This window comes from Conexibacter sp. DBS9H8 (genome assembly GCF_023330685.1).
Taxonomy (GTDB): domain Bacteria; phylum Actinomycetota; class Thermoleophilia; order Solirubrobacterales; family Solirubrobacteraceae; genus Palsa-465.
On record NZ_CP097128.1, the window covers coordinates 3,397,321 to 3,422,138 of the forward strand.

Consider the following 24,818-nt stretch of genomic DNA (forward strand, 5'->3'; position numbering starts at 1 on the left):
CGAACTCCGCCCCCCGTTTCAGTCGCCCCGCCCCTTACATTGATGGGGCGATGACCTCGGCCCGCCACCCGGTCCCGACTCTGCGGGCTCGCCCGCTCGTCGACCGGGCCCGGGACGCGCTGCTCACCGCGATCCGCGAGGAGCGGTTCCCGGACGGCCGCCTGCCCCCCGAGGCGGCCCTCGCCGACCAGCTCGGGGTGAGCCGCGGCACCCTGCGAGCGGCGCTGCAGTCGCTGGAGGCCGACGGGATCGTCAGCCGCCGGCGCCGGCACGGAACCTACGTCAACGCCCACGTGCTGCGCTCCTCGATGCAGCTCAACCGGCTCGTCTCATTCGTCTCCCTCGTCGAGCAGAGCGGGTATGTCGCCAGCGTCGATCCGCGCCGACAGCAGACCGGACCCGCCAGCCCGGATGAGGCCGTCGCGCTCGACATCGCCCCCGACACGGAGGTGCTCACCGTCTTCCGGCTCCTGCGCGCAGACAACGCACCGGTGATCACGATCACCGACGTGATCTGCGCCGACCGCCTCACCGTCGCACCGAGCCGGCTGCGGGCCGCCAGCACCACCTTCGAGTTCCTCGAGGCCAACACCGACACGACCGCCGACTACGCAACGACCGAGATCATCCCGCTCGTCGCGACCGCAACCACCCCGGCCGAGCTCGAGATGGCTCCCGGCACCCCCTACATCCAGCTGCGCGAGGTCGTCTTCAACGCCGAGCACGAGCGGATCGCCCTGTCGGTCGTCTGCGTCGTCGACCGTCTCGTCCGTCTCTCCCTGCTCCGGCGCGGACATTGACCCGGCCGATCCGTCGCCGCCGTCGCCCGGGCCCGTCTCTCCCCGCTCCGGCGCGGCCACTGAGCCCAAGGCGACCCCCACCGGACTGAGCAGCGCCTTCACCACCGGGCCAGTTGACTCTGTCCCCGGGGCCAAAGACAGGCCGCCCGCCATCTGAAAGGTTGTACCTATGACTTTTCAGCCGCCGTCTGACACCACCGACGCCGCCGATCTGGCGGCCTTCGGATACGCCCAGCAGCTCCACCGCAAGCTCGGCTCCTACGCCTCCTTCGCCGCCGGATTCTCGTTCGTCTCCATCCTCACGACGGTGTTCGAGCTGTTCGGGCTCGGCTTCTCCTTCGGCGGAGCGGCGTTCTTCTGGACCTGGCCGCTCGTGTTCGGCGGCCAGCTGCTCGTCGCCTTCGTGTTCGCCGAGCTCGCCTCCCGGTACCCGATCTCCGGCTGCATCTACCAGTGGTCGCGCCGACTGTCGAACGCGACGATCGGCTGGTTCGCCGGCTGGACGATGCTCGTCGCCCAGATCGTCACGATCGCCGCGGCGGCGATCGCCCTGCAGGTCGTGATGCCGACGATCTGGTCCGGCTTCCAGCTCGTCGGCCACAACCCGTCCCTCAGCACGACGAGCGGCGCGACGAACGCCTGCATCCTCGGCGCGATCCTGATCACCCTGACGACGGCGATCAACGCGGTCGGGGTGAAGGTGATGGCGCGGATCAACTCGATCGGGGTCACCTGCGAGCTGATCGGCGTCGCCCTGCTCGTGACGTTGCTGTTCGTGCATGCCAAGCGCGGCCCGGGGGCGGTCCTGCACGCAACCGGTGCCCCGAAGGGCTCCTACTTCGGCCTGTTCATCATCTCCGCGCTGATGGCCGCCTACGTGATGGTCGGCTTCGACTCCGCCGGTGAGCTCTCAGAGGAAACCCGCGACCCGCGCCGCACTGCCCCCCGCGCGATCATCAAGGCGCTGTGTGCCTCCGGACTCGGCGGCGGCCTGCTGCTGCTCGCCGCGATCATGGCCGCGCCGAGCCTCACCAACGGCGACCTCGCCAGCCAGGGCCTCCCCTACGTGCTGACGAGCCGGCTCGGGACGACGGTCGGGAAGCTGTTCCTGTGTGACGTGACGATCGCGATCTCCGTCTGCACCCTCGCGATCCAGACCGCCTCGACGCGGATGATGTTCTCGATGGCCCGTGACCGGGCCCTCCCGTTCTCCCGGACGCTGTCGACGGTCAACCGCCTCACCGGCACCCCGATCGCCCCGGCCCTGCTCACCGGTGTGCTCTCCCTCGGCCTCCTGTTCGTCAACCTCGGCAAGCCGACCGTGTTCACCGACCTGACGAGCGCGTGCATCGTGATGCTGTATGCCGCCTACCTGTTCGTCACGATCCCCGCCCTTCTCCGCCGCCTCCGCCAGGGGAATCTCGGCGGCGAGTCCGCCGACGGCAAGACCTTCAGCCTTGGCCGCTGGGGTGTCCCCGTCAACGTCGCCGCGGTCCTCTACGGCGCGGCGATGACGGTGAACATGGCCTGGCCGCGGCCGTCGGTCTACTCGCCCGGCACCCCCGTCTGGTACCTGCAGTACTTCTCGGTGCTGCTGCTCGGCGGCACCGCGGTGCTCGGCACGATCGCGTTCCTCTACCTGCGCCGTGGGGACCGGCTCGTCAGTGTCGCCCACGCGCCCGAGACCAATCTCGCGACGGTGTCGGTATGAGCCCGATGCCCGCGACCGACACGCCCCTGGGTGCGCGTGAGCACGCGCGCGCCCAGGCGGACCATGCCGTCACGACGATGGCGACCGTGCCCGCGCACACCCACCCGAACCCGCCCGCCGGGATCACCCCGACCGACCTCAGCTGGGCCGAGACGGTCGCGCCGGGCAGCTACAGCACGAAGGTGCTCGCCCGGGGAAGCACCCTCCTCCTCACCGACCTCGAGGGGGAGGCGTGCGCCCACCTGCTCCTCTACAACGCCGACCAGCCGGGCGAGCGGCTCAACGTCGCCGACACCGTCAAGGTCCCCTGGCAGGTCTACCTCACCGCCGGCCATCCGCTCCTCTCCGACCGGGGCCGGGCGCTCGCGACGATCCTCACCGACACCGCCGAGGGCCACCATGACGCGCTCTGCGGCGCCGCACCGGCCGCCGTGCACGCCCGCCGCTACGGGGACGGGAGCGCCTGGGGACCGACGCCGGCCGCCCGTGAGCTGCTCGGACTCGCGGCCGCCAAGCACGACCTCGGCGTCCGTGACCTCGCGCCGTCGCTGAGCTTCTTCAAATCCGTCCGGGTCGAGTCCGACGGCGCCCTGCGCTTCTCCGCCACCGCGCCCCCCGGGGCGAGCGTGCAGATCCGGGCCGAGATGGCTCTGATCGTGTTGCTCGCCAACGCGCCCCACCGCCTCGACGAGCGCCCCACCTACACCTGCTCGCCGCTGCAGATCTTCGCCTGGCACGGCAACCCGACCCGGCCCGAGGACCCGCTGTGGCGGTCGACCCCCGAGGTGACCCGGGCGCTGGAGAACACCGCCGACTACCTCCACGCGCGAGGCATCGCATGATCACCACCCCGACTCCGCTGCTTGACGTCGTCCTCCCCGCCCGGGCGCCCTTCAGCGCCCGGCTGAAAGCCGGCCAGGAGCTGGCGATCGTCGACCTCGAGGGCAACCAGGCCGTCGACTTCCTCGTCTTCGGAGACCCGGACACGACGGTGCGCTACAGCGCCGCCGAGACGATCGCCGCCCAGCAGAACATCTTCCTCACCATCGGCTCGGTGCTCTACAGCGCTGACGGCGAGCCGTTGATGTCAGTGATCGCCGACGACTGCGGCCGCCACGACACCCTCGGCGGGGCCTGCTCGAAGGAGTCCAACACGTTGCGCTACGGCCAGCACACCCGCCACCAGCACGCCTGTGTCGAGAACTTCCTGCTCGCCGGGGCCGCCCACGGGCTGGGAAAGGCCGACCTCGTCTCCAACGTCAACTGGTTCATGAACGTGCCGGTCGAGGCCGACGGCACCCTCGGCATCGTCGACGGCATCTCCGCCCCCGGCCTGGCGGTCACCGTCGCCGCCGAACGGGACGTGCTCGTCCTCATCTCCAACTGCCCGCAGATCAACAACCCGTGCAACGGGTTCGCCCCGAGCCCGGTCCGCCTGACGATCACCGCGCCATGAGCACGATCAAGGTCCTCACCCCGGGGACGATGACGACGGTGCAGGACTGGCCGGGCCGGCGCGGCTACTGGCATGTCGGGGTGCCGCCGTCCGGCCCGATGGACGACCTCAGCTTCCGCCTCGGCAACCGCGCGCTCGCCAACCCGGAGGGCGTCCCGGGACTCGAGTGCCTGCTGGCGGGCCCGACGCTTCTCTTCAGCGCCCCGACCCGTGTGTGCGTGAGCGGGGCGCCCGTGCCGGTCACCGTCGACGGCGCGCCAGTCGCGATGTGGGAGCCGATCGAGGTACCCGCGGGCGGGACCCTCCAGGTCGGCGCGATCACCGGACCGGGGATGCGCGCCTACATCCTCTTTGAGCACGGGCTCGCCTTCCCGACCTACCTCGGCAGCGCCGCGACGTTCACGCTCGGCCGCTTCGGCGGCCGCGCCGGCCGGCCCCTGCAGCGGCGCGACATCCTCAGCTGCGCGCCCGGGCCGGCACCGGCCCGTGAGCCGGTGCCGGCACCACCGTCGCCGGCGGCCCGTCCGGTGTTCGGGGCGCGCTGGGAGGTGGAGGTGCTCGAGGGCCCCCACGCGGCACCCGAGTTCTTCACCCGCGAGGACATCGAGATGTTCTACGGCACCGACTGGGAGGTGCACTTCAACTCGGCCCGGACGGGTGTGCGGCTGATCGGTCCGCGGCCGCAGTGGGCGCGCGATGACGGCGGTGAGGCGGGCCTGCACCCCTCCAACATCCACGACACCCCGTACTCGGTCGGGGCGGTCGACTTCACCGGGGACACCCCGATCCTGCTCGGGCCCGACGGGCCGAGCCTCGGCGGCTTCGTCTGCCCGGCGACGCTGCCGACCGACGAGCGCTGGAAGCTCGGGCAGCTGCGTCCCGGCGACCGGATCCGCTTCCGGCCCCGCGGCGGGCTACGTGACGACGGCGTGCTCGCCCGCACCGAGGGGGACGGGGAAACTCCGGCGGTCACCTACCGGCGCAGCGGAGACGACAACCTGCTGATCGAGTACGGCGCGATGGAGCTCGACCTCGGCCTGCGGATGCGGGTCCACGTGCTCGCCGAGCGGCTCGCCGCCGAGGGGCTTGCCGGGGTGCTCGACCTCACCCCCGGGATCCGGTCGCTGCAGGTGCACTTCGACCCGGTGGTTCTGTCGGGGGCGACCGTGCTCGACCTCGCCCGCGCCGTGGAAGGGGAACTGCCGAGCCCGGATGCGCTCGTCGTGCCGAGCCGGCGCGTCGACCTGCCGCTCAGCTGGGATGACCCGAGCACCCGCCGGGCGATCGAGCGGTACATGACCGGCGTCCGCGCGGACGCGCCGTGGTGTCCCTGGAACATCGAGTTCATCCGCCGGATCAACGGCCTCGATTCGGTCGATCAGGTCCATCAGATCGTCTTCGCCGCCGCCTACCTCGTGCTCGGCCTCGGGGACGTGTACCTCGGCGCACCGGTCGCCACCCCGCTCGATCCCCGCCACCGGCTCGTGACGACCAAGTACAACCCGGCGCGGACCTGGACCCCGGAGAACGCGGTCGGGATCGGCGGCGCGTACCTGTGCGTGTACGGAATGGAGGGTCCCGGCGGGTATCAGTTCGTCGGCCGGACCGTCCCGGTGTGGAACCGTGACTCGGAGCAGACGCCGTGGCTGCTGCGCTTCTTTGACCGGATCCACTGGTATGAGGTGTCGGCGGAGGAACTGACCGAACTGCGTGCCCGGCCGTTCATGCCGCGGGTAACCGAGGGGGTGTTCGCCCTTGCCGAGTACCGGGCGATGCTCGCCGCGGAGGCGGAGCCGATCGCCGCCTTCCGCACCCGCCAGGCCGACGCCTTCACGGCCGAACGGGCCGCCTGGGAGCGGGCCGGAGAGTTCGCCCCCCAGCCATGACCGTGTGGATTCACCGTCGCCCCGAGTCCGAGGTGGCCGCCGAGGTCGCCGCCGCCCGGCGCGCCGGCGACGGACCGCTGTCGGGGCTGCGGGTCGCGGTCAAGGACAACATCGACGTCGCCGGGATCGCGACGACGTGCGCCTGCCCGGCGTATGCGTACGTGCCGGACCGGGACGCAGACGTCGTCGCCCGGCTGCGGGCGGCCGGGGCGGTGATCGTCGGCAAGACGAACATGGACCAGTTCGCCACCGGGCTGGTCGGCACCCGCTCCCCCTACGGCCCGGTGCTCGACGCGCGCCGGCCCGCGTACGTGTCGGGCGGGTCCTCCTCCGGATCGGCGGTCGCCGTCGCCGCCGGGGAGGTCGACCTCGCGCTCGGGACCGACACGGCCGGCTCGGGCCGGGTGCCGGCCGCCTTTGCCGGGATCGTCGGCGCCAAGCCGGCCCCGGGGCGACTGTCGAGCGCCGGGGTGGTGCCGGCCTGCCGGTCCTTTGACTGCGTGAGTGTGTTTGCCCGTAGCGTCGCCCTTGCCGAGCTCGCCGTCGCGGTAATGGCGGGCCAGGGCCACCCGGTCGCCTCCGCGCCCGCGGACGGGCCGCCGCGGCTCGCCGTGTTCGCACCCGCCGGCCTGGAGGCGCTGTCAGCCGGGTATCGGGCCGCCTTTGACCGGACCTGCGCGGCGCTGGCGGAGGCAGGTGCGGCGCTGACGGAGGTCGACGCCGAGCCGTTCCTCGCCGCCGGCCGCCTGCTCTATGAGGGCGCCTTCATCGCCGAGCGCTACGCAGCGGTGGGGGATTTCATCGCCGCCCACACGGAGGCGTGTGATCCGACGGTGACGGCGATCATCCTCGCCGGAGCGTCCGTCTCGGGCGCCGACTATGTGGCAGACCGGGCGGCGCTCGACGAGCTCGTCCGCGTCGCCCGGGAGGCGCTGGCCGGCTGTGAGGCCCTGCTCGTTCCGACCGTCCCGTTTCAGCCGACGCTCGCGGCCGTGACGGCGGAGCCGGTCGCGGTCAACCGGCGCCTTGGCGCCTTCACGACGTTCGCGAACCTGCTCGGCCTGGCCGCCTACGCGATCCCGGCCGGGACCGCCGACGGCGGCTGCTTCGGGGTCAGCCTGCTCGCACCCGGGGAGACCGACGGCTCGTTGAGTGGCATCGCGCAGTGGGCGCTCGCGCACCTCCCGGGGGGGTCCGAGGCGGCCGGGCCCGCGGCCATCGGAACCGTCGCCCCGCGCCACGCCGACACTCTCTCTGAAGGGCCGGACACGGTCGCCCTGCTCGTCGTCGGCGCCCACCTGTCCGGGATGGCGCTCAACCATCAGCTCACCGACCGCGGCGCCCGCCTGCTCGGGGAGGTGAGCACCGCCGCCGCATACCGGTTCTACGCCCTCGACACCGATCCGCCCAAGCCGGGACTCGTCCGGGTCGGTGCCGCCGGCGGTGGCGCGGCGATCCGCGGGGAGCTGTGGGCGATCGACCCGGGCGGGCTCGGCAGCCTGCTCGCCGCGCTGCCGCCGCCGATGGCGCTCGGCCCGGTTCGCCTGGCCGACGGTCGCCTCGTCACCGGCTTTCTCTGCGAACCGGCCGGACTGGAGGGCGCCGAGGACATCACCGATTTCGGCGGCTGGCGCGACTACCGGCTCAGTCCCAGCCGAGCGGATCCCCGAGACGGCGCTGGCGCACCCACGTCTCCCGCTCGGGAATGACGTAGGCGACGGCGATCCCCGGCAGCGTCGAACCGGGATGCCGGCGCGGCCGGGGCGGGCCGGCAGGGCCCGGGATCGGCCCGGCGGTCGCGCGCGACGTGGCGCCGGCGCCGGCCGGAGTCGGGGCGCCCGCCGGCGTCTGTCCCGGCGTGGCGCCGGGCGCTTGGCGGTGGACGGGAAGCGGCGGGGCCGGCCGGGCGCTGATCACCCGCTCGTGGGGGGTGGTCTCATGGTGTGCCCGGTCGGGCGGCGGTACGTGCGGTCCCGGGAGAAACGACACCCTGGCGCTCCTTGTCGTCGGCCCCCAGGCCGGGCGGCCACGTTGGTCTCTTGATCGCAGTCTTCCACCCGGCCGGGCGCCGGTCAATGGCCTCAGATCCGCAGGCCGCTGCCGCCGGCGGCGATCGCGGCCAGCCGCGGGTCCGCAGCGACCCCGAGCAGCATCGAGGCGACACACGCGCCGGCGAGACCGTCAAACCCGTCACGGCGGCCGAGCATCGCGTGCCGGCCGCCGGTGACGGTCACGTACGTCACCTTGGTTGACGCGGCGGCGGACTCGGCAAGGCGGAGGGAACGGCTGGGGCGGGCGACGGCGTCGCGGTCCCCGTGGAGGATGACCACGCGCCTCGCGCCGCGAAGGTCGATCTGCTCGTCGAGGTCGAGCCACGGGTTGAGCGCGACGACCCCGGCCACGCCGGACCGGCCGGCGCCGACGAGCGCCGCCCGCCCCCCGAGGGAGTGGCCGACGAGCGCGACCGGGCAGCTCGATCCGAACCGCCCGGCGAGTTCCCGCAGGGCCCAGTCGAGGTCGTCAACGGGGCTGTGGCTTGGCTCCCACCCCCGCCAGGTGTTGAGCAGGCGCAGCACGGCGAGCCGGCCGCCGCCGGCCCGCGTGATCGCGGAGGCGACCGCGATCATCCGCAGGACCGCGAGCTGCTGGGGCCGGACGGGCGTGCGGGGCCCCCGGGCCGCCCCACCGTGCAGGACGAGCACGACGCCCTCGGGGCGGTCGGGAATGTGAGTGCCGAGGAGCCGAGGACCGGCGGGGGCGGAGGGAGGAGGGGGCACCGCTCGCCCTACGTCGCGGAGGCGCCGGTCAGATCACTCTGGGCCTGCCGCGCCGTCAGCGGGCGAGCGCCTGCAGCGTGTCGAGGTCGCCGAGGGCGATCGCCCGACGCAGGCGCGGATCGGCCCCGTCGACGGCGACGAGGACCTGCATCAGATCGTCACCATCGCGGAGCTCTGACCAGCTGCGGGTGTCGGACCCGGCCGGCAGCCAACGCCCCGAGTCATAGGCGGGCAGGAGCATCGGGATGAGCCGCAGGGTGTCTGAGGTCGCCGGACCGAACCCAGCCGCCTGTGACGGGCCGGAGCTTGATCGCCCCCACAGGCTCGACGGATGACGTCCACAGGTGGCGAGGATCTCCGCTCCGGCACGAACGCGTCCCTTGAGGAGGCCGCCGCCAGCCGGCCACCTCGACCGAGTGGGAGGTCCGCCCCCGCCGAGGAAACGATCGACGACGTTGGCGAGCTCACGCGGGTCGGTGGAGCCGTTGGGGTTCACGGCGACCACGAGGTCCGTGGTGGCGGCGAGGTACCCGGCCCGGAGCGCGGCGGCCCGACCGCGGGCGCGTTGATGCACGACGACCACGTCCGGCCGCACGTCGGCGGCGACCAACTCGGTCCCGTCGACCGACAGCCCGTCGACGAGCACGACCTCATCAACCCAGGCGGGGAGGTTCGCCAGCACCCAGCCGACCGACTCCTCCTCATTCAGGGTCGTTACCACGACGCTCACCGAGACGCCCGGGCGTCCCGGTGAACGGGCGCGGTCGGACGTGGTGGGCGTCGTGGAGGTGGTCGTCATCTCAGACATCGTGGGGGTCGTTGTGCCCCGCCTGAACTGCAGTTCCAAGTCTCGGCGTGTCAGGCTCGAAGGTCGCCCGTACCCGGCGGCAGATCGGCCGCGGGAGGACCACAGGGATGTGGGGGAAAGCCCGCACCACGACGACGGAGAACGACGGGAGCCTCCTCATCACCGAGCGGGGTGGCCGGCGCCGCGCCATGCAGGTACTCGGCGGCGATCGCCCCCCAGTCGCCGTGCGCGTCGAGGTTCTCGAGCACGAGCGCGACGAGCCGATGCATCCGGCGGATGAGAGCCACCTCCGGTGGCAGGGTGAGCTGACGGATCTGATGGCGGATCGCCTCACGGCGGGCAGCGGTGGCCGGTATCCGCCCGCCGGTCTCGAGAGGATCCACCAGATCCCGATCCCCGGGCACCTCATCCGGGTCGGGCGCACCGGTCCGGGCGGCCATCCCGGGGACCGCGTACCAGCCGGTCGCTCGGCGCAGCAGACCCAGCAGCAACGCCCCGTCGACGGAGCCGGCCCGCTCACGGGGGAGATAGCCGGCCCCGATGAGGGCCTCGGTGAGCGCGTCCGCATCCGCGGCAGCCACCGCGGCGGCGATCGCCGCCTCCGCGCGGACGCGGTCAGGCGTGACCTCCCGCAGCAGCCCGAAGTCGAGAAACCCGACCCGGCCGTCGGGAAGGCGCAGGTAGTTGCCGGGGTGCGGGTCCCCGAGGGCGATCCGGTCCCGGTAGAGCAGGCCGAAGAAGAAGCGGAAGACGATCTCCGCGTAGCGGTCGCGGTCGGCCTGCCCGCGGGCCTGGACGGCGCTGAAGCGCTCACCGTCGAGGTAGTCGGAGACGAGGACGCGCCGGGTTGAGAGCGCCGTGTCGACCGCCGGCACCACGATGAACGGATGCCCCCGGAAGAGCCGTCCGATCCGTCGCTGGTGTTGGGCCTCCAACTCGTAGTCGAGTTCCTCCGCGATCCGTTCGGCGAGCTCATCGGCGAGGGCACGCGCGTCGAGTCCGGGGGCGAGGCGGGACAGCAGCGGCACGAGCAGCTTCGCGTTGCGCAGGTCGGTGTCGACCGCCTCGGCCACCCCGGGGTACTGGACCTTGACGACGACGTCGACCCCCGCCCGGGTGCGGGCGCGATGGACCTGGCCGATCGAAGCGGCGGCGAAGGCCCGCTCGTCGAACTCCGAGAAGACCTGGGCCAGCGGCGCGCCGAACTCGGACACCATCAGCCGCTCAAGCCGGGCGAACGGGACGGGCGCCACGTCGTCGCGCAGGGTCGCCAGCCGCCGGGAGAGCTCCTCCCGCTGGTCGGGCTCGAGGCCATCGAACTCGACCATCGAGAGCATCTGTCCGACCTTCATCGCGGCGCCGCGCATGCGGCTGAGCTGGTCGACGAGTTCGTTGACGAGCGCCACGGTCCGCACGCGCTCGGCGGCCTCTGCGCGCTCGGGTGAGCGGACGCGGTTCGCCGCCCGCATCCCCGCCCAGCGCACCCCCTGCCCGGCGGCGAGACCGCCGACACGGGCGGTACGGGCGATCCGGCCGGAGGGGATCCGCCGGGCTTCAGACCGCGTGTGATCGGGGAGGTCACTCACGCTGATCCAGGCTACGAGTACTCCTGAAGAGCACGTGAGGAGTCACTCGATCAACGAGCGAGACTGCGGTTCAGAGCAGCTTGATCAGGGACTCGGTGGCCGTGTAGATCGCCAGTCCGGCAAGCAGCCACACGAACCACCGGTTGAGCTTGGCCGCGGGCACGCGGCCGGCGACGAGGTTGCCGACGATGACGCCGACGATGCTGACGGCCGCGAACGGGAGCGCGACGCCCCAGTCGATCGACGCGGTGCTGAGCCGGAAGGCGAGCCCCTCAATCGAGCTGACGACGATCACGAGCAGTGAGGTGCCGACCGCCACCGGCATGTCATATCCGAGGGCGAGCACGAGTCCGGGGACGATGACAAAGCCGCCCCCGACCCCGAAGAAGCCGGTGAGGAAACCGACGACGGTGCCGACGAGCAGGACGCGGAGGTTCGCGCCGCCACGCCTCCGAGGCTCCGGGACCGGCGCGAAGTCGGGCACGTTCGGGAAGGCGGACCCCACGTCATCCCCGACGCTGTCGCCGTAGGTGAACTCCGACTCCACGGTGGGGTCGAGGCCGACCGCATGGCCGCGCGAGCTGACCCGGGTCGCGAGGGGAGCAGTCACGCTCGCGCCGGCCACCGCCGCGGCGGGGCTGACACCGAGGCCGGCGACCGCCGGGACCGCCCCGGCAGCGACCCGTGCCGCATTGGGGACCGACGCCACAGAACTCACCTGTGCGTCGTCGGCGCGCCCCTTGGACCACATCCGCCAGCCGACAACGCACATCAGCCCGGCGAAGGCGAGCAGGAGCACGTTCCCGGGGACGAGCTTGTTGAGCTCCGACCCGACGAACGAGCCGCCAAGACCAGCCAATCCGAACGCAAGTCCGGCCTTGAGCCGGACGCGACCCCCGCGGTAGTGGCCGATCATCCCGATCAGTGAGGCGGCCCCGACGACGATGAGGGACGTCGTCGTGGCGGCCTTCGCGCCCTGCCCGACCACGTACACGAGGACCGGAACGGCGAGAATCGATCCCCCTCCGCCGAGGGCGCCGAGGGAGAGCCCGATGAGGAAGCCGAGCGGCGAGCCGAGCAGGATGCGCGTTCCGCTGATCGACGCGAGGATCAGATGGGGCACGACGCACACACCTCTTCCGTGGACATTTGTTGCATACTACCGCATATGTCCGGACATTTGAGTGCGCTCGCTCACGGAACGCATCAATGACTCAGGACCCGGAGCGCGCCCCGGCCGCGCATGCTCGGGGGCCCAGATGCCCGAGCGGGGCTGCCCGCAACCTGTGTGGATCGCGGGTGACCCGACCGCGGTTGCGTCCATACTCCGGCCGTGGCGTCCACGGCTGACCCCCACCTTCCGCTCTGGGCGCGCGTGCTGGCCGATCTGCGTGGGCGGATGGCCGACGGTGAGTTCGGGGAGCGCTTTCCCGGGGACGCCGAGCTCGTCAGCCACTACGGCGTCAGCCGCCACACGGTGCGGGAGGCGGTGCGCCACCTGCAGGACGAGGGCCTGCTCGAACGCCGCCGCGGACAGGGGTCGTTCCTCGTCGGCCCGGCGATCGAACAGCCGCTCGGGACGATGTACAGCCTGTTCCGGTCCGTCGAGGCGACCGGCGCCACCCAGGAGAGCATCGTCCGGGTGCTCGAGCGCCGCCACGATGACAAGGCGGCGGCGATGCTCGGCTGCGTCGGTGAGCCGCTTGTCTACCTCGAGCGGCTCCGGCTCGCCGACGGCGAGCCGATCGCCCTCGAGTCCGCCTGGCTGCCCGCTGCGGTCGCCGAGCCGCTGCTGGCGGTCGACTTTCGCCACACCGCGCTCTATGAGGAGCTGCGACGCCGCTGCCGGGTGCGGTTGACAAGCGGCTGGGAGCGGATCCGTCCCGCCGTGCCGGACCGCCCCGCCCGCGACGCGCTCGGGATCGACGCAGGCCAGCCCGCGTTTGAGATCGAGCGCTTTGGCCTCGAGGACGGACGGCCGATCGAGTGGCGTCACAGCCTCGTGCGCGGCGACCGCTTCTTCTTCGTCGCCCGCTGGTCCGCCGACCAGTTCGACACCACCTTTGAGCAGGATGGCCAGAGCGCCGGCAGCAGCTGACCGTACGGCCGGCCATAACCGCACTCCGGCCACGATCTATGACCGAGTCCGGGCGGTCCCACCGGGTCGGGTGGTCAGCTACGGCGACCTCTGCCCGGGCGCGCCTCGGCACGCGGGACGGATGCTCGCCGCGGCTCCGCCGGGCCTGCCGTGGTGGCGGGTGGTGCGCGCCGACGGGAGCCTCGCCCGGGGGGAGGAGCAGCGTCGCCGGCTCGCCGCGGAGGGGACGCCGATGCGCGACGGACGGGTGCTGATGGCTGCAGCCCGGCTTCCGGCTGAGGCGCTGTCGGTGCTGACCGCCGACCGGATCTGAACCTTCGGTCCCGGTCGGGCGTAGACCCGGTCAGGACGGGGAGACAGACAGAGCCCCCGCCACCCTGACCTCAAGGAGTTCCCTGATGACCGAACCTTCCCGCGTCGCCCGCCACTCTGGCCCCTCGCCCGCCCGCCCGCCGCGCCGGCGCCTCCTGCGTGGAGCGGCGGCTGCCGGCGTCGCCGCAAGCCTCGGCGGTGGCACCCTCGCGCTGCTCGGCGCCGCTCCCGCGATCGCCCACCGCAGCTCGCAGAACACCTCCGAACCGGTCACCGTAACCGTCTTCTCCCCCGGTGCGGGCGACCACTCAGGCTCGCTGGGGGCGAACTTCGTCGTCGATCTCGCCATCGACGCGACCACGGCCAAGGACAACCCACTCATCTCCCACGCCGCCGGGTACGGCCCGTACTACAACACGCCGGGCGGCAGCAGCTTCCACCCGGGTGCCGACCCGGGCGCGCCGGGACTCGTCGTCGAGCTGTCGGGCACGCCGGACAAGCCGGGCACCCCCTTCCAGGGCCCGAACACGAACCTCGCCGGCCTGTTCCAGATCAACGGCAACGCGCTCGTCAGCGGCGGCCGTAACGAGGAGTGGAGCACCTGGCAGGTCGGCAAGGCGATGTTCGGCGCCGGCCCGAGCACCTTGACGGTGTTCGTCGTCAAGGGGACCGCCCCCGCGGTCGTCACCCCGGGATCGGTCACCCCGATCTCCAACGTCGTCAAGGTCCCGTTCAACATCACCGGCTGACGCCGCTGAGCGCCGGGCGGGGTGGACTGGACCCCCGGCCCACCCCGCCCGGCGCCGATCCCCCGAACCTGGGGCCCAACCCAAGCCCGCCCCTCCGGGTATTCCCGAACGGAATATTCGGAGGGGCAAGTCGACTGGCGCAATCGGCTCGCGTCGCTGACGCTGACGGAGTTCCGTCATCTCACCAGGGAGCCCAATGCCATCAGCCAGTCGCTCAGCCCGACCCCGCCGCGCCCCGATCCGCGCCCGCGCCCGCGCCCGCGCCCGCGCCCGCGCCGACAGCGCCCAACACTCCGGCCGGTCGCCACGGCCGGGTCACCCAGCCCGCCCCGGACTGCTCCGTGCGCTCGCCTCCCCGGGTGACGCACTCGGGTTCATCGGACCGAACTGGTACGCGTCGGTGATGGGCACGGGAATCGTCGCCACCGCGGCGGCCCGTCTGCCGATCGGCAAGAGCACCTTCCACCCGTTCGCGGTCGCCGTCTGGGTGATCGCCGCGCTTCTGCTGATTCTCGTCACGATCGCCGTGGTGCTGCATTGGGTCCGGTTCCCTGCCACCGCGCGCAGCCATGCCCGTAACCCGACGATGGCCCCGTTCTACGGCGCGCCTCCGATGGCGTTGATGACCGTCGGAACCGGCACCCTGCTGCTTGGCCGCGTCGTCATCGGCGGCGCCGCCGCACTGGACGTCGACTGGGTGCTCTGGAGCCTCGGAACGGTCACCGGGCTCCTGTGCACAGCAGCGATTCCCTATCTCCTCTTCACGCAGCATGAGGTGCAACCGGACGGTGCCTTCGGCGGCTGGTTGATGCCGATCGTGCCGCCAATGGTGTCGGCCGCCAACGGTGCCCTCCTGATCCCGCACCTCCATGGCGCCCACGCTCAGGCGACCATGCTGTATGGCTGCTACGCGATGTTCGGAATGAGCTTGGTGACCGCCTTCATCGTGATCACGCTCATCTGGAGCCGACTCGCCCACTACGGCACCTCGGGATCAAGTCGAGTACCGACACTGTGGATCGTCCTGGGTCCCCTCGGTCAGTCGATCACCGCCGTCGGGCTCCTCGGAACGGAGGCCCATCTCGCGGTCGGTCCGGCGCTCAGTTCGGCCCTCAGCACCTTTGCCGTTCTCTACGGGGTTCCGGTGTTCGGCTTCGCGTTACTTTGGAGCGTCCTCGCCGCAGCTCTGACCGTCCGCGCGATCCGCGGCGGTATGTCCTTTGCGCTCACCTGGTGGAGCTTCACCTTCCCCGTCGGCACGTGCGTCACGGGAGTCACGGGGCTCGCGATCCACACCGGCCTGCCCGCCTTCCGCTGGGCGGCGCTGATCGCGTTCGTGGCACTGCTCGCCGCGTGGCTCACGGTGGCCATACAGACGGTGTGGGGCAGCGTGGCGGGCGATCTCTTCCTCGCCCCCACGGCCGACGGGCCGGTGCGTGCAGCCAAGGCGCCAGTGGTCAGCTGAGAGCGCCGACCTGTGATCCTGATCAGCGACGATGAACGAATCGTGGCGCTCCGCCGTATCCCTGAAGGTGAAGACAGAAGCGGAGACGGTGGCCGGCCTCCGGGGACGAAACTCCCAGGAGGCCACCCGCGCCCTGTACCGCACCTATGGCGCGGAGCTGTACGGCTTCGCCGTGCGCCGACTCGGGGATGCGGGGCTGGCCGAGGAGCTCGTGCAGGACGTCTTCACCCGCGCCTGGCATCACAGTGACCGGTACGAACCCGCGCGGGCGTCGGTGCGGACCTGGCTGTACGCGATCGCCCGCAACGCGCTGATCGACGCCGAGCGCCGGAGGGGCCGGCGGCCGCCCGTCCAACCCGGCGAACATCCGGGCGACCCCGCCGATCCGGATGAGCCGATCGAGACGGCCCTGCTGCGCCACCAGATCCACCTCGCCGTCTCCCGGCTGACCGCCGACCACCGGCAGGTCATCCAGCTCGTCCACTTCCGCGGCCTCTCCCTCGTCGAGGTCGCCGAGCTCACCCACCTTCCGGTCGGGACGGTCAAGAGCCGCCTGCACTACGCGAGCGCGAACCTCCGGTTGGCCCTGCAGGAGCTCGAGGTGCTGCCATGACCGGCTGTGACCGCTACGGAGACCTCGTCGCCGGGTACGGCTTCGATGCCCTCGAGGCGGCGGAGCGAGCCCGGTTCGAGGCCCACCTGCCCGGCTGTCCCCGCTGCCGGGAAGCGGTCACGGAGGTACAGCGCCTGCGTCCGCTGCTCGATCTCGCCGGCGGGGTCGAGGCCGCCACCCCGGAGCCGCCGGCGATGCTCGAGGCCTCCGTGCTCGCGGCGATCCCACACACCGGCACGTTCCGTCCGCGCCGCCGCAACCGCGGAGAGCACCCGCATGCGACGAGCCGCCGGTCACCGCGACGCCGACTCGTTCCCGTCCTCGCCGCCGCCGTCCTGATCGCGATCCTCGCCGTCACCGTCCCTGGGCCCGGGAGCCCCACCCCGGCCGGATTCCGGCTGAGGCTCGCCAGCTCCGGGCTCCAGCCGCACGCGAGCGCGGTTGCGCTCGTCCGCTACCGGCCGTGGGGAACTCAGGTCGATCTCAGCGTCGAGCATCTCGCACCGACGCGCGGGAAGGAGATCTATGAGGCGTGGTTCGTCTCCCCCCACGGACGGATGAGCGCCGGCACGTTCACCGTCGGAGCGAGCGGCCACGTGCAGGTGACCCTCGCGGCCGCCGCCCACCGGGGCGGCTACCGGATGCTCGGCATCACCCTCGAGCCCGACGGACTCCACCCCGGCCACCACGGACCGAACGTCCTCCGCACCCGCCTGCCGACCTGACGCCCGCCCGTCACCCCCGTGAGGAGGCGCCCGCCTGGCACGCCCGGCTCAGACGGGGGCGTCGAGCAGCAGCCCGTAGTGGGTGCGGTAGGTGTCGAGGATCTCCGCCAACGGCAGGTCGGCATAGAAGCCGCGGTCGGCGATGTACTCCATGTACCGGCTGCCGTCGGCCGAGAACGGATGCAGCAGAGCGTCGGTGTGGCCGTCAAAGGCCAGCGGCGCCACCCCGAAGCGTTCACACAGCTCCCGGTTGAAGGCCGGGCTCGCCTTCACCCAGCGGCCGTCGACCCACACCACGCCGTAGCCGTGGTAGAGGAAGAGGTCGGTGCCCATCTGCTGCGCGAGCCGCTCGGTCTGCAGGTGGTTGCGGACGTCCGAGAAGCCGAGCCGGGCCGGCAGACCGAGCGACCGGCAGCCGGCGACGAACAGGATCGCCTTGGGCACACAGTAGCCGCGAGCGCGGGCCGCGACGGCACTCGCCCGGTAGGACCGGGGATCGGTCGCGAGGCTGTAGGGGTCATAGCGGACCCCGTCCCGGACCGTCTCGAACCAGCGGGCGAGACGCTCAGTCGGTGAGCCCGCCTCCGCCACGGACGCCTCGATCAGTGACGCGAGCTCGGGTGCCTCGAAGTCGAGGAAGTACGTCGGCGCGAGATCGTCGGGCGTGGGTGGCCCGTCGACCCGGCCAGGCCCGTCCGTCCGACCCACCGCGTCACTCTCCCTGCCCGGTCGACTCACGCGCCGATCCACCCTTCGAGCGCCTCGACGAGCCGGTGCTCGCCCGCGACGATCGCCGCCAGCGGCGCCAGCCCGGCGCCATGCTCACCCGCCCGCGCGGTCGCGGCCAACGCCCGCCAGTCGCCGGCCAGTGCCGCGGCGACCTCCGCCGTCTCCTCGAGCCGGCGGTCATCGAGCAACGCGGCGGCGTCGGCGAGAAACTCGGCGTAGAGAGAGCGGAACATCGCCCCGCCCGTCCCCGCCTTGACGATGAAGATCGACAGGGCGCCGAGCAGCTCGCCGCAGTGCTCGCCAAACCGGGCCGGCCAGTCCCGGTAGGCGGCGGCGAACGCCGCCACCCCGGCGAGGCCGCCGGGCGCGTCGATCCCACCGAGGCGCGACCCGCCGTCGCGCATGTTCGTGATTGCCCCGTTCACCGCCCGGGCGACCGCGACGGCCGGATCTCCGAGCCGGTCCGGCCACCGGTACAGGAACGTACGGTGACGGTTCGGGCCGGGAAAGCCCTGGGAATCGCGGGCACGGGCGAGAGAGGCGAGCGAGCAGGGCTGCAGGCCGTCTCGATCGTTGTCGGCGAGCCAGGCCACGCCCTCACCCGGGTCGACGCCGACGACGACGATCGCGTGGCGGGTGTTCGACATCCGCACCCGGAGATATTCGAGCTCGGCGATGTCCGCCCAGACGATCGGGGGCCGCCCGGCGGCGAGTTCGTCAACGACCCTGGCAAGCCCCCGGGCCGGATCGTCGGTCTCCTCGATCTCCAACCCCACGCCGAGGTTGGCGGCGAAGCTCTCCTCGAGCGCCTCGGTCCGCCCGACGACGTAGACGGGGGGTCGGACGCCCGGCACGTCGGCGTAGAGGAAACCGAGGCCACTGCCGAGTCCGAAGCACATCCCCTCCGACAGCGGCCCGGCCCCGTAGTCGAGGCCGCAGAAGGCGAGTACGTCCCGCAGACTGCCCGAGGCACAGTGCCCGGCGCGTGCATGGGCGAAATCCGCCGGCCCGACCCGCCCGGGTCCCCACGCGCCCGCGAGCCGCTCCGCTGCGCCGATCCGACTCTCACGGTCGGAGATCGTCACGCCCGTCCCCTCTGCGGGCGGCCTCTCAACAACGTCAGCATGTCGCTCTCCACGCTACCGATCGCGCCCACGACGCGATCGGCCCTCCCTACACTCCGGTCGGTCGTGAACGTCGTCCTCGCCCAGATCATCGTCGGGATCGTGATCGCCGGGATCATCCTCGGCCTCCTGATCCCGATCCGTCGCGCCGGCCGGCGCGGCCCCGAACGTTGAACCGAGCTCGGGTCCGGACGGGTGAACCCACCCCTCCACCTCACGCAGATCAGAGGCATGGGCCCGGTGACACCGGACCGTTCGCAGGGGTTCGTTCACCCGATGCCGGGTCCAGGTGCTCAGGAGATCATCCTCACGGAGCCTGAGCGGCCAAAGCGGTCGCGTACGCGCCGCCCGGCAGATGGGAAAGTAATTTTCCCATCTGCGTAACTTTCTGTAGGGTAAAACAAGGTCGGGAGAGGACCCCGTCGCCAGCGCGACTGTGTCATGCATCTCCCATCCCGGAGCGGATCCCGTGGAGGGCGGGCCTGCCCCTAGTCACGGCAGTACCAACCGAAGTGAGGGAGTGAGGATGAAACAGCCGAGGGCGTTCCTGTGGCCGATCCTGCTGATCGGCGTCGCGATGGTAATCGCGCCTTTTGCCATGTCCCTGCCGAGCAAAGCGGCGGCCGGGCAACGAATGATGAACAACTTTCACCCAATCATGCAGCCGGCCAGCGTCCGTCAGACTGCCGCCTACTACTCACAGACATTCGTGCCACTGCGGGCGGTCGCGATCGGAGGCACGCAGGCGGCTGCCGAGGTTCCGAAAATGGTGAGCGCGCTCGCCAAGCCACTGCACATGACCCCTGCTGGCGTCGAGCAGTTCCTCGCCACCAGCTTTCCGGCGATGGGCGGCCTGCTGTCGAGCCTGCCCAAACTGGTGCCGATCTTCACCAAAGTCCCGCCGGGGCTGGACCATTACAAGCCGCTGGTCGCCACGATGACCGCAAATGTGGCCAACTACGCGGCGATCGACAGTCTGGTCAACTTCCGGCTCTTCACGTGGTTCTTCCTCGTGCCCGGCGTACTGCTGGTGCTCCTGGCAGGCTGGCCGCTGTTGATGAGGCGGGAGCCCAGCGCCTCTCACCCGCGGGCCGTAACGACCTGACCTGCGGCCGCACCGAGAACCCGTCCCACCGTCCCGGCTCTCGTCAGGACCGGTGGGGCGGCTCTGCGGGCCGCGCGTGAGGACCTTGACGGCGACGATGTTCGCTCGCTGAACATCGGTTCTGACTCCTTCACATCCCCAGGCGATCGGCGACGATCCGCACTAAGCTGCCGGCCGATGCCGGCCCGCCGCCCTCGCCCTGCAGAGCTCCTGCACAGCCCCGCGGGCACGCTGCTCGCCGTCTGGCTCGTCCTGCTCACCGCCGGCTGGGGGGTCGGGCGGATCATCATGGCGGCCGGCCCCCGCTTTGACGGCCCGATCGTCGCCGACCTGCACGCCTCCGCTCACGGCGCCTTCACCGCGGTGATGCGCCAGATCACCTTCTTCGGCTCCCCGGTCTGGCTCGACACCGTCTTCACCGTCGCCTTCATCACGCTGCTGCTCACCCGCCGCTGGCGCTGGGCGGTCTTCCTGCTCCTCGCCAGCCCGGGGGTCGTGCTGATGCACCACCTCATCCAGGGCTGGGTCGACCGCCCCCGCCCGCTCGGCCACCACCTCACCACCGGGACCGGCGGCAGCTGGCCCTCGGGCCACGCGACCGAAACGACCGGCCTCTACGGCGGGCTGGTGCTGTGTGGCCTGAGCACCCGTCCGCGACCGGCGATCCGCCGCCTGCTCATCCTCGCCCTGCTCGGCGTTCTCGTCCTGATCGGCGTCTCCCGGGTCGTCCTCGGCGTCCACTACCCCAGTGACGTGCTCGGCGGCTGGCTGCTGGGCGCCACGTGGCTGGCCGTCCTGTGGCGGTGGCTGCTGTCCCCGGCGGCCGGCGACGCCCGGCGGTGGGGCGGGCTCACAGGCCCGCCCCACCGTCACTCCGCGAGATCCTCGTCGCTGCGGGCCGCGCCGAGGTAGGCGATCAGCGCCGGGTCCGTACTGATGACCGCCTCGACCGGCTCGCCGAGGCAACTGCAGAGCTGCAGGCTGACCCGGTCGCCGTGGTGGTCAAGCAGACGCCAGTGCGCGCCGGCGGCAACCCAGTCACAGAGCGCGGCGAGGCTCAGGTCCGATGGGCTGTCCGCAGCGTCCATGCTGTGGGAGCGTACCGTTGTCACACTTCGATGATGGCCCGCCGTGACTTCGATCCCGCCAGCCTCGATCCGATCGCGTTCTACTTCCTGATGAACTCGGTCGTCGTGCCGCGGCCGATCGCGTGGGTGTCCTCGCGCTCGGCCGACGGGGTCGACAACCTCGCCCCGCACTCGTTCTTCACCGTCAGCTCGGTCGCCCCGCCGGTGATCCAGTTCACCTCCGTCGGACGCAAGGACTCGCTGGTCAACATCGAGGCGACCGGGGAGTTCGTCGTCTGTCTGACCCCGGCGGCGCTGATCGCCGAGGTGAACGCGACGGGCACCGACTTTCCCGCCGAGATGAGTGAGTTCGACGCGGTCGGGATCGAGCGCGAGCCGAGCCTGCGGGTCGCGCCGCCGCGGGTCGCCGCCTCCCCGGTCGCGCTCGAGTGCGTGCTCCACCACACCGTCAGCTTCGGGGCGAGCACGGTGGTGATGGGGAGGATCGTGCACGCCGCTGTCGCAGAAGCGGCGCTGCGGGACGGACGGCCCGCGATCGACCTGCTCGACCCGATCGCCCGGCTCGGCGCGAACGAGTGGGGCCACGTCGGGACGGTCGAGGTGATCGACCGGATCGGGTTCGCAGACTGGCCGGGGCACTTCCGCCCCTGATCCCGACGCGTCAACCGTGGGGACGCGCGCCGAGCGGGTTCACGGATTCGTCGATACGACGAAAAATCGCACTCGCTTCGCCCGGCGCGGGGATGAGCGCCAGGCGCAGCGGCGCGGGCCGGGGCCGGTCACGCGCTCGACCGAAGGTCCCCCAGGGGAACTCGGTCTAGCCTGAGGGCATGGCCGACTCCGCTGACGCGCTCGCCGACGCGCTCCTTGACGCCCAGGTCGCCTTCCTCGCCGCCCAGCTCGGGCCTGCCGGGCTTGCGCAGCTGCTTGAGGCGGAGATCGACGCGGGACTCGAGGCCGCGAGCACGCTCACCCTTGGGAGTGTCGTCAGCGCCGAGCAGATCACCGCCGTCGCGACCAAGTACGTCGTGGCGATGCAGATCCCCGGGTCCATCCCTGAGCTCGCCTCCGAGATCGCCGCGCGGCTCTATGAGCACCCCGCCCAGGAGGCCCACCGGCTTGAGGAGGTGATCGCCGGCCGGCACGTGCGGGCGTTCACGGCCAAGCTGCTCGCCCTGCCGCTCGTGCAGGAGCGGCTGCTGGAGAGCCCGCTCGTCGTGGAGGTCCTCGCCGAGCTGCTCTACCGCGCCGCCAGTGAGGCGGCCGCCCAGAACCGGGAGCTCGCCGGGCGCATCCCGGGTCTCTCCACCCTGCTGGGGGCCGGCGGCCAGCTGCTCGGCAGCGTCGCGCCCGAAGCCGGACGGGAGCTCGACGTCCGCCTCCAGGAGCTGGCCACCCAGGCGGCGCGGATGCTCCTGCGACGCGCCAAGGGCGGAGTGCAGAACCCCGAGGACCGGTGGATCGAGGAGACGGTCCTGAGCGTCTGGGAGCAGCAGGCCGACCGCCCCGTCAGCGCGCTGCGCAACGCCGTCACCCAGGAGGACTTAGAGGACCTGATCGTCCTCGGCTATGACTTCTGGCTCGCCTTCCGGGAGACCGCCTACCTGCATGCGCTGCTCGCCGAGGGCGTCGCGTTCGTGTTTGACCGCTACGGCGAGATGACGCTGCTGGGCCTGCTCGAGGAGTTCGGGGTCAGCCGCGCCGATCTGATCGAGGAGGCGCACCGGTTCGCCCCGCCGATCCTCACCCTGCTCGCCGAGAACGGGATGCTCGAAGCGTTCCTGCGCCGCCGGCTCGCGCCGTTCTTCGCCGCGCCCCAGACCCGGGCGCTGCTCACGAGCTGAGGTCACCTCCTGGCGTGTGGAGGCGCCCCCAACCCCGGGGGCGCTGTGCCACACGGTCGCCTCAGACGCTGAAGTGAGCGTCCTCCATCTCCAGGGTCGTCCGGTCCCGGGCGGCGAGGAGATCGAGCAGCGGCCCGGTGCCCGGCAGCTCGTAACGGTAGAAGTAGCGGGCGGCCGCCCGCTTGCCCGCATAGAAGTCACCGTCCCGCCCGGCGGCGGCGATCACCTGCTCGAGCCAGATCCAGGCGATGACGGTGTGACCGGCCGCCTCCAGGTAGAGGGACGCGTTGGCGAGGGCGACCTCGGGCCCCTCGGCCCAGATCGCCGCGGTCACCTCCCCGAGCCGGGCGAGCTGGGTCTCGAGCGCCGCTGCGAGTTCGGCGGGCTCCCCACCGAGGGCACGGCCGCGCGTGACCGTGACGCCGATCAGCTCGGCGAGTGCCCGCAGGCCGGCCCCGCCGGCCATCGTCACCTTCCGACCGAGCAGGTCAAGGCCCTGGATCCCGTTCGTGCCCTCGTGGATCGCGTTGAGACGGTTGTCGCGGTAGTGCTGCTCGACCTCATAGTCGCGGGCATACCCGTAGCCGCCGAGCACCTGGATCGCGAGCGAGTTGGCCTCGAGACAGAACTGCGCGGGCCACGCCTTGGCGATCGGCGTGAGCACCTCCAGCAGCAGGTGGGCGCGCTCACGGTCGGCCGCCTCGGGGAGGGTCTGCTCGTCGTCGGCGAGCCGGGCGCAGTAGAGGATCAGCGCGAGCGCGCCCTCGACGAAGCTCTTCTGGGCCAGCAGCATCCGCCGCACGTCCGGATGGCCGATGATCGGAATCTGGGCGGCGGCGGGATCCTTGGCCTGCACCGGACGGCCCTGAGGTCGCTCCCGGGCGTAGGCGAGCGCTTTGAGAAAGCCCGTGTAGCCGACCGCGGTCGCCCCGAGACCGACCCCGATCCGGGCCTCGTTCATCATGTGGAACATGTAGGCGAGCCCGCGGTGGGGTTCGCCGACGAGCTCCCCGACCGCCCCGGCCGCCCCGCCGGGGCGGTGCACGCCCTCCCCGAACCCAAGGACGGTGTTGACGGTCGCCCGGAACCCCATCTTGTGGTTGAGCCCGGCGAGGACGACATCATTGCGCTCCCCGCGCGTCCCGTCGGCGCGCACGAGGAAGCGCGGGACGACGAACAGGGAGATCCCCTTGACCCCCGCGGGGGCGTCCGGCAGTTTGGCGAGGACGAGGTGGATGATGTTCTCGGTCAGCTCGTGGTCGCCGGCGGAGATCCACATCTTCGAGCCGAACAGGCGAAAACTCCCGTCGGACTGGGGGACTGCGCGCGTGGTGACGTCGGCGAGGGAGGAGCCCGCCTGGGTCTCGGACAGGCACATCGTGCCGCTGTAGCGCCCCTCGAGCATCGCCGGGACGTAGCGGCGGACCTGCTCGGGCGACCCGTTGGCGAGCAGCAGGTTCGCCGCGCCGGTGCTGAGGAGAGCGTAGGCGGTCGCGGCGGTGTTGGCGGCATGGAAGAGGCTCATCGCCGCGGTGGCGACGACCTGGGGCAGGCCCATCCCCCCGACCTCAGGCGGCGCGCTCGCCCCGCCGAGGCCGGCGGCGTGAAAGGCGTCGAGGGCGGGCGCGAGCCCGGGGGCGAGGACGACGGTGCCGTCAGGGGCGAGGTGCGGTTCGTGCTCGTCCCCGTCCCGGTTGGCGGGAGCGAACCGGTCAGCGGCGATCCGTTCGGCGAGGGCGATCACCTCGTCATAGATGTCCGCGGACTGGTCGGCGAACGCGGGACGGGTGCTGAGTGCACCGACGTCGAGCCACTCGTACAGGAGGAAGCGCAGATCCCGGCGGGAGATGAGCGTCGACTGCAGCGGCAGCGGTCCGGTGGTGGCGGTCATGGGGCTCCTGGGCGGCGGTCGGTGCGGCGTCTCACGCCCGGTCGTGTGAGA

Annotated in this window: 24 protein-coding genes and 1 pseudogene; 16 read left to right on the forward strand and 9 right to left on the reverse strand. The window is 71.9% G+C overall.

Going from position 1 to position 24,818, the window contains the following annotated elements; all coding sequences use genetic code 11:
- The first annotated feature begins 50 nt into the window (after positions 1-50).
- The 6 genes and pseudogenes from M3M55_RS16335 (at position 51) to atzF (ending at position 7,562) form a co-directional block, all read left to right on the forward strand.
- Positions 51-800: a GntR family transcriptional regulator gene (locus M3M55_RS16335; RefSeq protein WP_249010567.1), complete on the forward strand. Its 750-nt coding sequence runs from the start codon at positions 51-53 to the stop codon at positions 798-800.
- Positions 801-969: 169 nt separating this feature from the next.
- Positions 970-2,511 (forward strand): amino acid permease, encoded by a 1,542-nt coding sequence (locus M3M55_RS16340; protein WP_249010568.1) that lies wholly within the window; start codon positions 970-972, stop codon positions 2,509-2,511.
- A gap of 5 nt (positions 2,512-2,516) precedes the next feature.
- Positions 2,517-3,353: an urea amidolyase associated protein UAAP1 gene (locus M3M55_RS16345; protein WP_371878774.1), complete on the forward strand. Its 837-nt coding sequence runs from the start codon at positions 2,517-2,519 to the stop codon at positions 3,351-3,353.
- Positions 3,350-3,967 (forward strand): urea amidolyase associated protein UAAP2, encoded by a 618-nt coding sequence (locus M3M55_RS16350; protein ID WP_249010570.1) that lies wholly within the window; start codon positions 3,350-3,352, stop codon positions 3,965-3,967. Before M3M55_RS16345 ends, M3M55_RS16350 begins: the two co-directional genes overlap by 4 nt.
- Positions 3,968-3,972: 5 nt before the next feature.
- Positions 3,973-5,850: pseudogene (locus M3M55_RS16355) on the forward strand (5-oxoprolinase/urea amidolyase family protein); the annotation flags it as partial.
- Complete coding sequence (gene atzF / locus M3M55_RS16360) at positions 5,850-7,562, forward strand: allophanate hydrolase (RefSeq protein WP_249010572.1); 1,713 nt, start codon at positions 5,850-5,852, stop codon at positions 7,560-7,562. The pseudogene M3M55_RS16355 and the gene atzF, both read left to right, overlap by 1 nt.
- On the opposite strand, the gene M3M55_RS16365 is transcribed toward atzF, so the two are convergent.
- The 5 genes from M3M55_RS16365 to M3M55_RS16385 form a co-directional block, all read right to left on the reverse strand.
- The gene (locus tag M3M55_RS16365; RefSeq protein WP_249010573.1) at positions 7,498-7,842 is read right to left on the reverse strand and encodes a hypothetical protein; all 345 of its coding nucleotides are present in this window, start codon (positions 7,840-7,842) and stop codon (positions 7,498-7,500) included. The genes atzF and M3M55_RS16365 overlap by 65 nt on opposite strands.
- A gap of 92 nt (positions 7,843-7,934) precedes the next feature.
- Complete coding sequence (locus M3M55_RS16370) at positions 7,935-8,630, reverse strand: alpha/beta hydrolase (RefSeq protein WP_249010574.1); 696 nt, start codon at positions 8,628-8,630, stop codon at positions 7,935-7,937.
- Between the two features lie 55 nt (positions 8,631-8,685).
- A complete protein-coding gene (locus M3M55_RS16375; protein WP_249010575.1) occupies positions 8,686-9,429 on the reverse strand; it encodes a glycosyltransferase in 744 nt (247 codons plus the stop codon).
- 59 nt (positions 9,430-9,488) lie between these two features.
- Complete coding sequence (locus M3M55_RS16380; RefSeq protein ID WP_249010576.1) at positions 9,489-11,024, reverse strand: AarF/ABC1/UbiB kinase family protein; 1,536 nt, start codon at positions 11,022-11,024, stop codon at positions 9,489-9,491.
- A 70-nt stretch (positions 11,025-11,094) separates the two neighbouring features.
- Positions 11,095-12,147: a sulfite exporter TauE/SafE family protein gene (locus M3M55_RS16385; protein ID WP_249010577.1), complete on the reverse strand. Its 1,053-nt coding sequence runs from the start codon at positions 12,145-12,147 to the stop codon at positions 11,095-11,097.
- Between the two features lie 210 nt (positions 12,148-12,357).
- Here M3M55_RS16385 and M3M55_RS16390 point away from each other — a divergent pair, with 210 nt between their 5' ends.
- The 6 genes from M3M55_RS16390 to M3M55_RS16415 all read left to right on the forward strand — a co-directional run bounded on the left by M3M55_RS16390 (position 12,358) and on the right by M3M55_RS16415 (position 16,986).
- On the forward strand, positions 12,358-13,122 hold the full coding sequence (locus tag M3M55_RS16390; protein ID WP_249010578.1) for a GntR family transcriptional regulator: 765 nt from the start codon (positions 12,358-12,360) through the stop codon (positions 13,120-13,122).
- On the forward strand, positions 13,097-13,435 hold the full coding sequence (locus tag M3M55_RS16395) for an MGMT family protein (RefSeq protein ID WP_249010579.1): 339 nt from the start codon (positions 13,097-13,099) through the stop codon (positions 13,433-13,435). Before M3M55_RS16390 ends, M3M55_RS16395 begins: the two co-directional genes overlap by 26 nt.
- Positions 13,436-13,520: 85 nt before the next feature.
- Positions 13,521-14,183 (forward strand): hypothetical protein, encoded by a 663-nt coding sequence (locus M3M55_RS16400; RefSeq protein WP_249010580.1) that lies wholly within the window; start codon positions 13,521-13,523, stop codon positions 14,181-14,183.
- A 403-nt stretch (positions 14,184-14,586) separates the two neighbouring features.
- On the forward strand, positions 14,587-15,648 hold the full coding sequence (locus tag M3M55_RS16405; protein WP_371878775.1) for a TDT family transporter: 1,062 nt from the start codon (positions 14,587-14,589) through the stop codon (positions 15,646-15,648).
- 31 nt (positions 15,649-15,679) lie between these two features.
- Positions 15,680-16,261, forward strand: a complete 582-nt coding sequence (locus tag M3M55_RS16410) for an RNA polymerase sigma factor (protein ID WP_249010582.1) — start codon at positions 15,680-15,682, stop codon at positions 16,259-16,261.
- Positions 16,258-16,986: an anti-sigma factor gene (locus M3M55_RS16415; protein WP_249010583.1), complete on the forward strand. Its 729-nt coding sequence runs from the start codon at positions 16,258-16,260 to the stop codon at positions 16,984-16,986. Before M3M55_RS16410 ends, M3M55_RS16415 begins: the two co-directional genes overlap by 4 nt.
- A 48-nt stretch (positions 16,987-17,034) precedes the next feature.
- Here the strand turns inward: M3M55_RS16415 and M3M55_RS16420 are convergent, their stop codons facing one another.
- Both M3M55_RS16420 and M3M55_RS16425 read right to left on the reverse strand, forming a co-directional pair.
- Entirely contained in the window at positions 17,035-17,694 is a 660-nt protein-coding gene (locus M3M55_RS16420) for a transglutaminase family protein (protein ID WP_249010584.1), read from the reverse strand.
- 26 nt (positions 17,695-17,720) lie between these two features.
- Positions 17,721-18,800 carry a BtrH N-terminal domain-containing protein gene (locus tag M3M55_RS16425; RefSeq protein ID WP_249010585.1) on the reverse strand — a complete coding sequence of 360 codons (1,080 nt, stop codon included), beginning with the start codon at positions 18,798-18,800 and terminating at the stop codon, positions 17,721-17,723.
- A 565-nt stretch (positions 18,801-19,365) separates the two neighbouring features.
- Here M3M55_RS16425 and M3M55_RS16430 point away from each other — a divergent pair.
- On the forward strand, positions 19,366-19,944 hold the full coding sequence (locus M3M55_RS16430; protein WP_249010586.1) for a hypothetical protein: 579 nt from the start codon (positions 19,366-19,368) through the stop codon (positions 19,942-19,944).
- 177 nt (positions 19,945-20,121) lie between these two features.
- Positions 20,122-20,856: a phosphatase PAP2 family protein gene (locus tag M3M55_RS17460; RefSeq protein ID WP_305883309.1), complete on the forward strand. Its 735-nt coding sequence runs from the start codon at positions 20,122-20,124 to the stop codon at positions 20,854-20,856.
- Here M3M55_RS17460 and M3M55_RS16440 read toward each other — a convergent pair.
- Positions 20,814-21,032: a hypothetical protein gene (locus tag M3M55_RS16440; RefSeq protein ID WP_249010588.1), complete on the reverse strand. Its 219-nt coding sequence runs from the start codon at positions 21,030-21,032 to the stop codon at positions 20,814-20,816. The two genes, M3M55_RS17460 and M3M55_RS16440, sit on opposite strands and share 43 nt — an antisense overlap.
- Positions 21,033-21,062: 30 nt before the next feature.
- On the opposite strand from M3M55_RS16440, the gene M3M55_RS16445 reads away from it, so the two are divergent.
- Together M3M55_RS16445 and M3M55_RS16450 are read left to right on the forward strand one after the other, a co-directional pair.
- On the forward strand, positions 21,063-21,683 hold the full coding sequence (locus tag M3M55_RS16445) for a flavin reductase family protein (RefSeq protein ID WP_371878713.1): 621 nt from the start codon (positions 21,063-21,065) through the stop codon (positions 21,681-21,683).
- 179 nt (positions 21,684-21,862) lie between these two features.
- A complete protein-coding gene (locus M3M55_RS16450) occupies positions 21,863-22,876 on the forward strand; it encodes a hypothetical protein (protein WP_249010590.1) in 1,014 nt (337 codons plus the stop codon).
- Positions 22,877-22,937: 61 nt separating this feature from the next.
- On the opposite strand, the gene M3M55_RS16455 is transcribed toward M3M55_RS16450, so the two are convergent.
- Complete coding sequence (locus tag M3M55_RS16455) at positions 22,938-24,740, reverse strand: acyl-CoA dehydrogenase (RefSeq protein ID WP_371878776.1); 1,803 nt, start codon at positions 24,738-24,740, stop codon at positions 22,938-22,940.
- Positions 24,741-24,818: the final 78 nt, after the last annotated feature.

Coding starts and splice junctions, on each gene's coding strand:
- M3M55_RS16350 (WP_249010570.1), top strand. CDS start 3,350: ATGATCACCACCCCGACTCCGCTGCTTGACGTCGTCCTCCCCGCCCGG.
- M3M55_RS16415 (WP_249010583.1), top strand. CDS start 16,258: ATGACCGGCTGTGACCGCTACGGAGACCTCGTCGCCGGGTACGGCTTC.
- M3M55_RS16335 (WP_249010567.1), top strand. CDS start 51: ATGACCTCGGCCCGCCACCCGGTCCCGACTCTGCGGGCTCGCCCGCTC.
- M3M55_RS16445 (WP_371878713.1), top strand. CDS start 21,063: ATGATGGCCCGCCGTGACTTCGATCCCGCCAGCCTCGATCCGATCGCG.
- M3M55_RS16450 (WP_249010590.1), top strand. CDS start 21,863: ATGGCCGACTCCGCTGACGCGCTCGCCGACGCGCTCCTTGACGCCCAG.
- M3M55_RS16410 (WP_249010582.1), top strand. CDS start 15,680: ATGAACGAATCGTGGCGCTCCGCCGTATCCCTGAAGGTGAAGACAGAA.
- M3M55_RS16395 (WP_249010579.1), top strand. CDS start 13,097: ATGGCCAGAGCGCCGGCAGCAGCTGACCGTACGGCCGGCCATAACCGC.
- M3M55_RS17460 (WP_305883309.1), top strand. CDS start 20,122: ATGCCGGCCCGCCGCCCTCGCCCTGCAGAGCTCCTGCACAGCCCCGCG.
- M3M55_RS16340 (WP_249010568.1), top strand. CDS start 970: ATGACTTTTCAGCCGCCGTCTGACACCACCGACGCCGCCGATCTGGCG.
- M3M55_RS16430 (WP_249010586.1), top strand. CDS start 19,366: ATGAAACAGCCGAGGGCGTTCCTGTGGCCGATCCTGCTGATCGGCGTC.
- M3M55_RS16440 (WP_249010588.1), bottom strand. CDS start 21,032: ATGGACGCTGCGGACAGCCCATCGGACCTGAGCCTCGCCGCGCTCTGT.
- M3M55_RS16375 (WP_249010575.1), bottom strand. CDS start 9,429: ATGACGACCACCTCCACGACGCCCACCACGTCCGACCGCGCCCGTTCA.
- M3M55_RS16400 (WP_249010580.1), top strand. CDS start 13,521: ATGACCGAACCTTCCCGCGTCGCCCGCCACTCTGGCCCCTCGCCCGCC.
- M3M55_RS16405 (WP_371878775.1), top strand. CDS start 14,587: ATGGGCACGGGAATCGTCGCCACCGCGGCGGCCCGTCTGCCGATCGGC.
- M3M55_RS16345 (WP_371878774.1), top strand. CDS start 2,517: ATGCCCGCGACCGACACGCCCCTGGGTGCGCGTGAGCACGCGCGCGCC.
- atzF (WP_249010572.1), top strand. CDS start 5,850: ATGACCGTGTGGATTCACCGTCGCCCCGAGTCCGAGGTGGCCGCCGAG.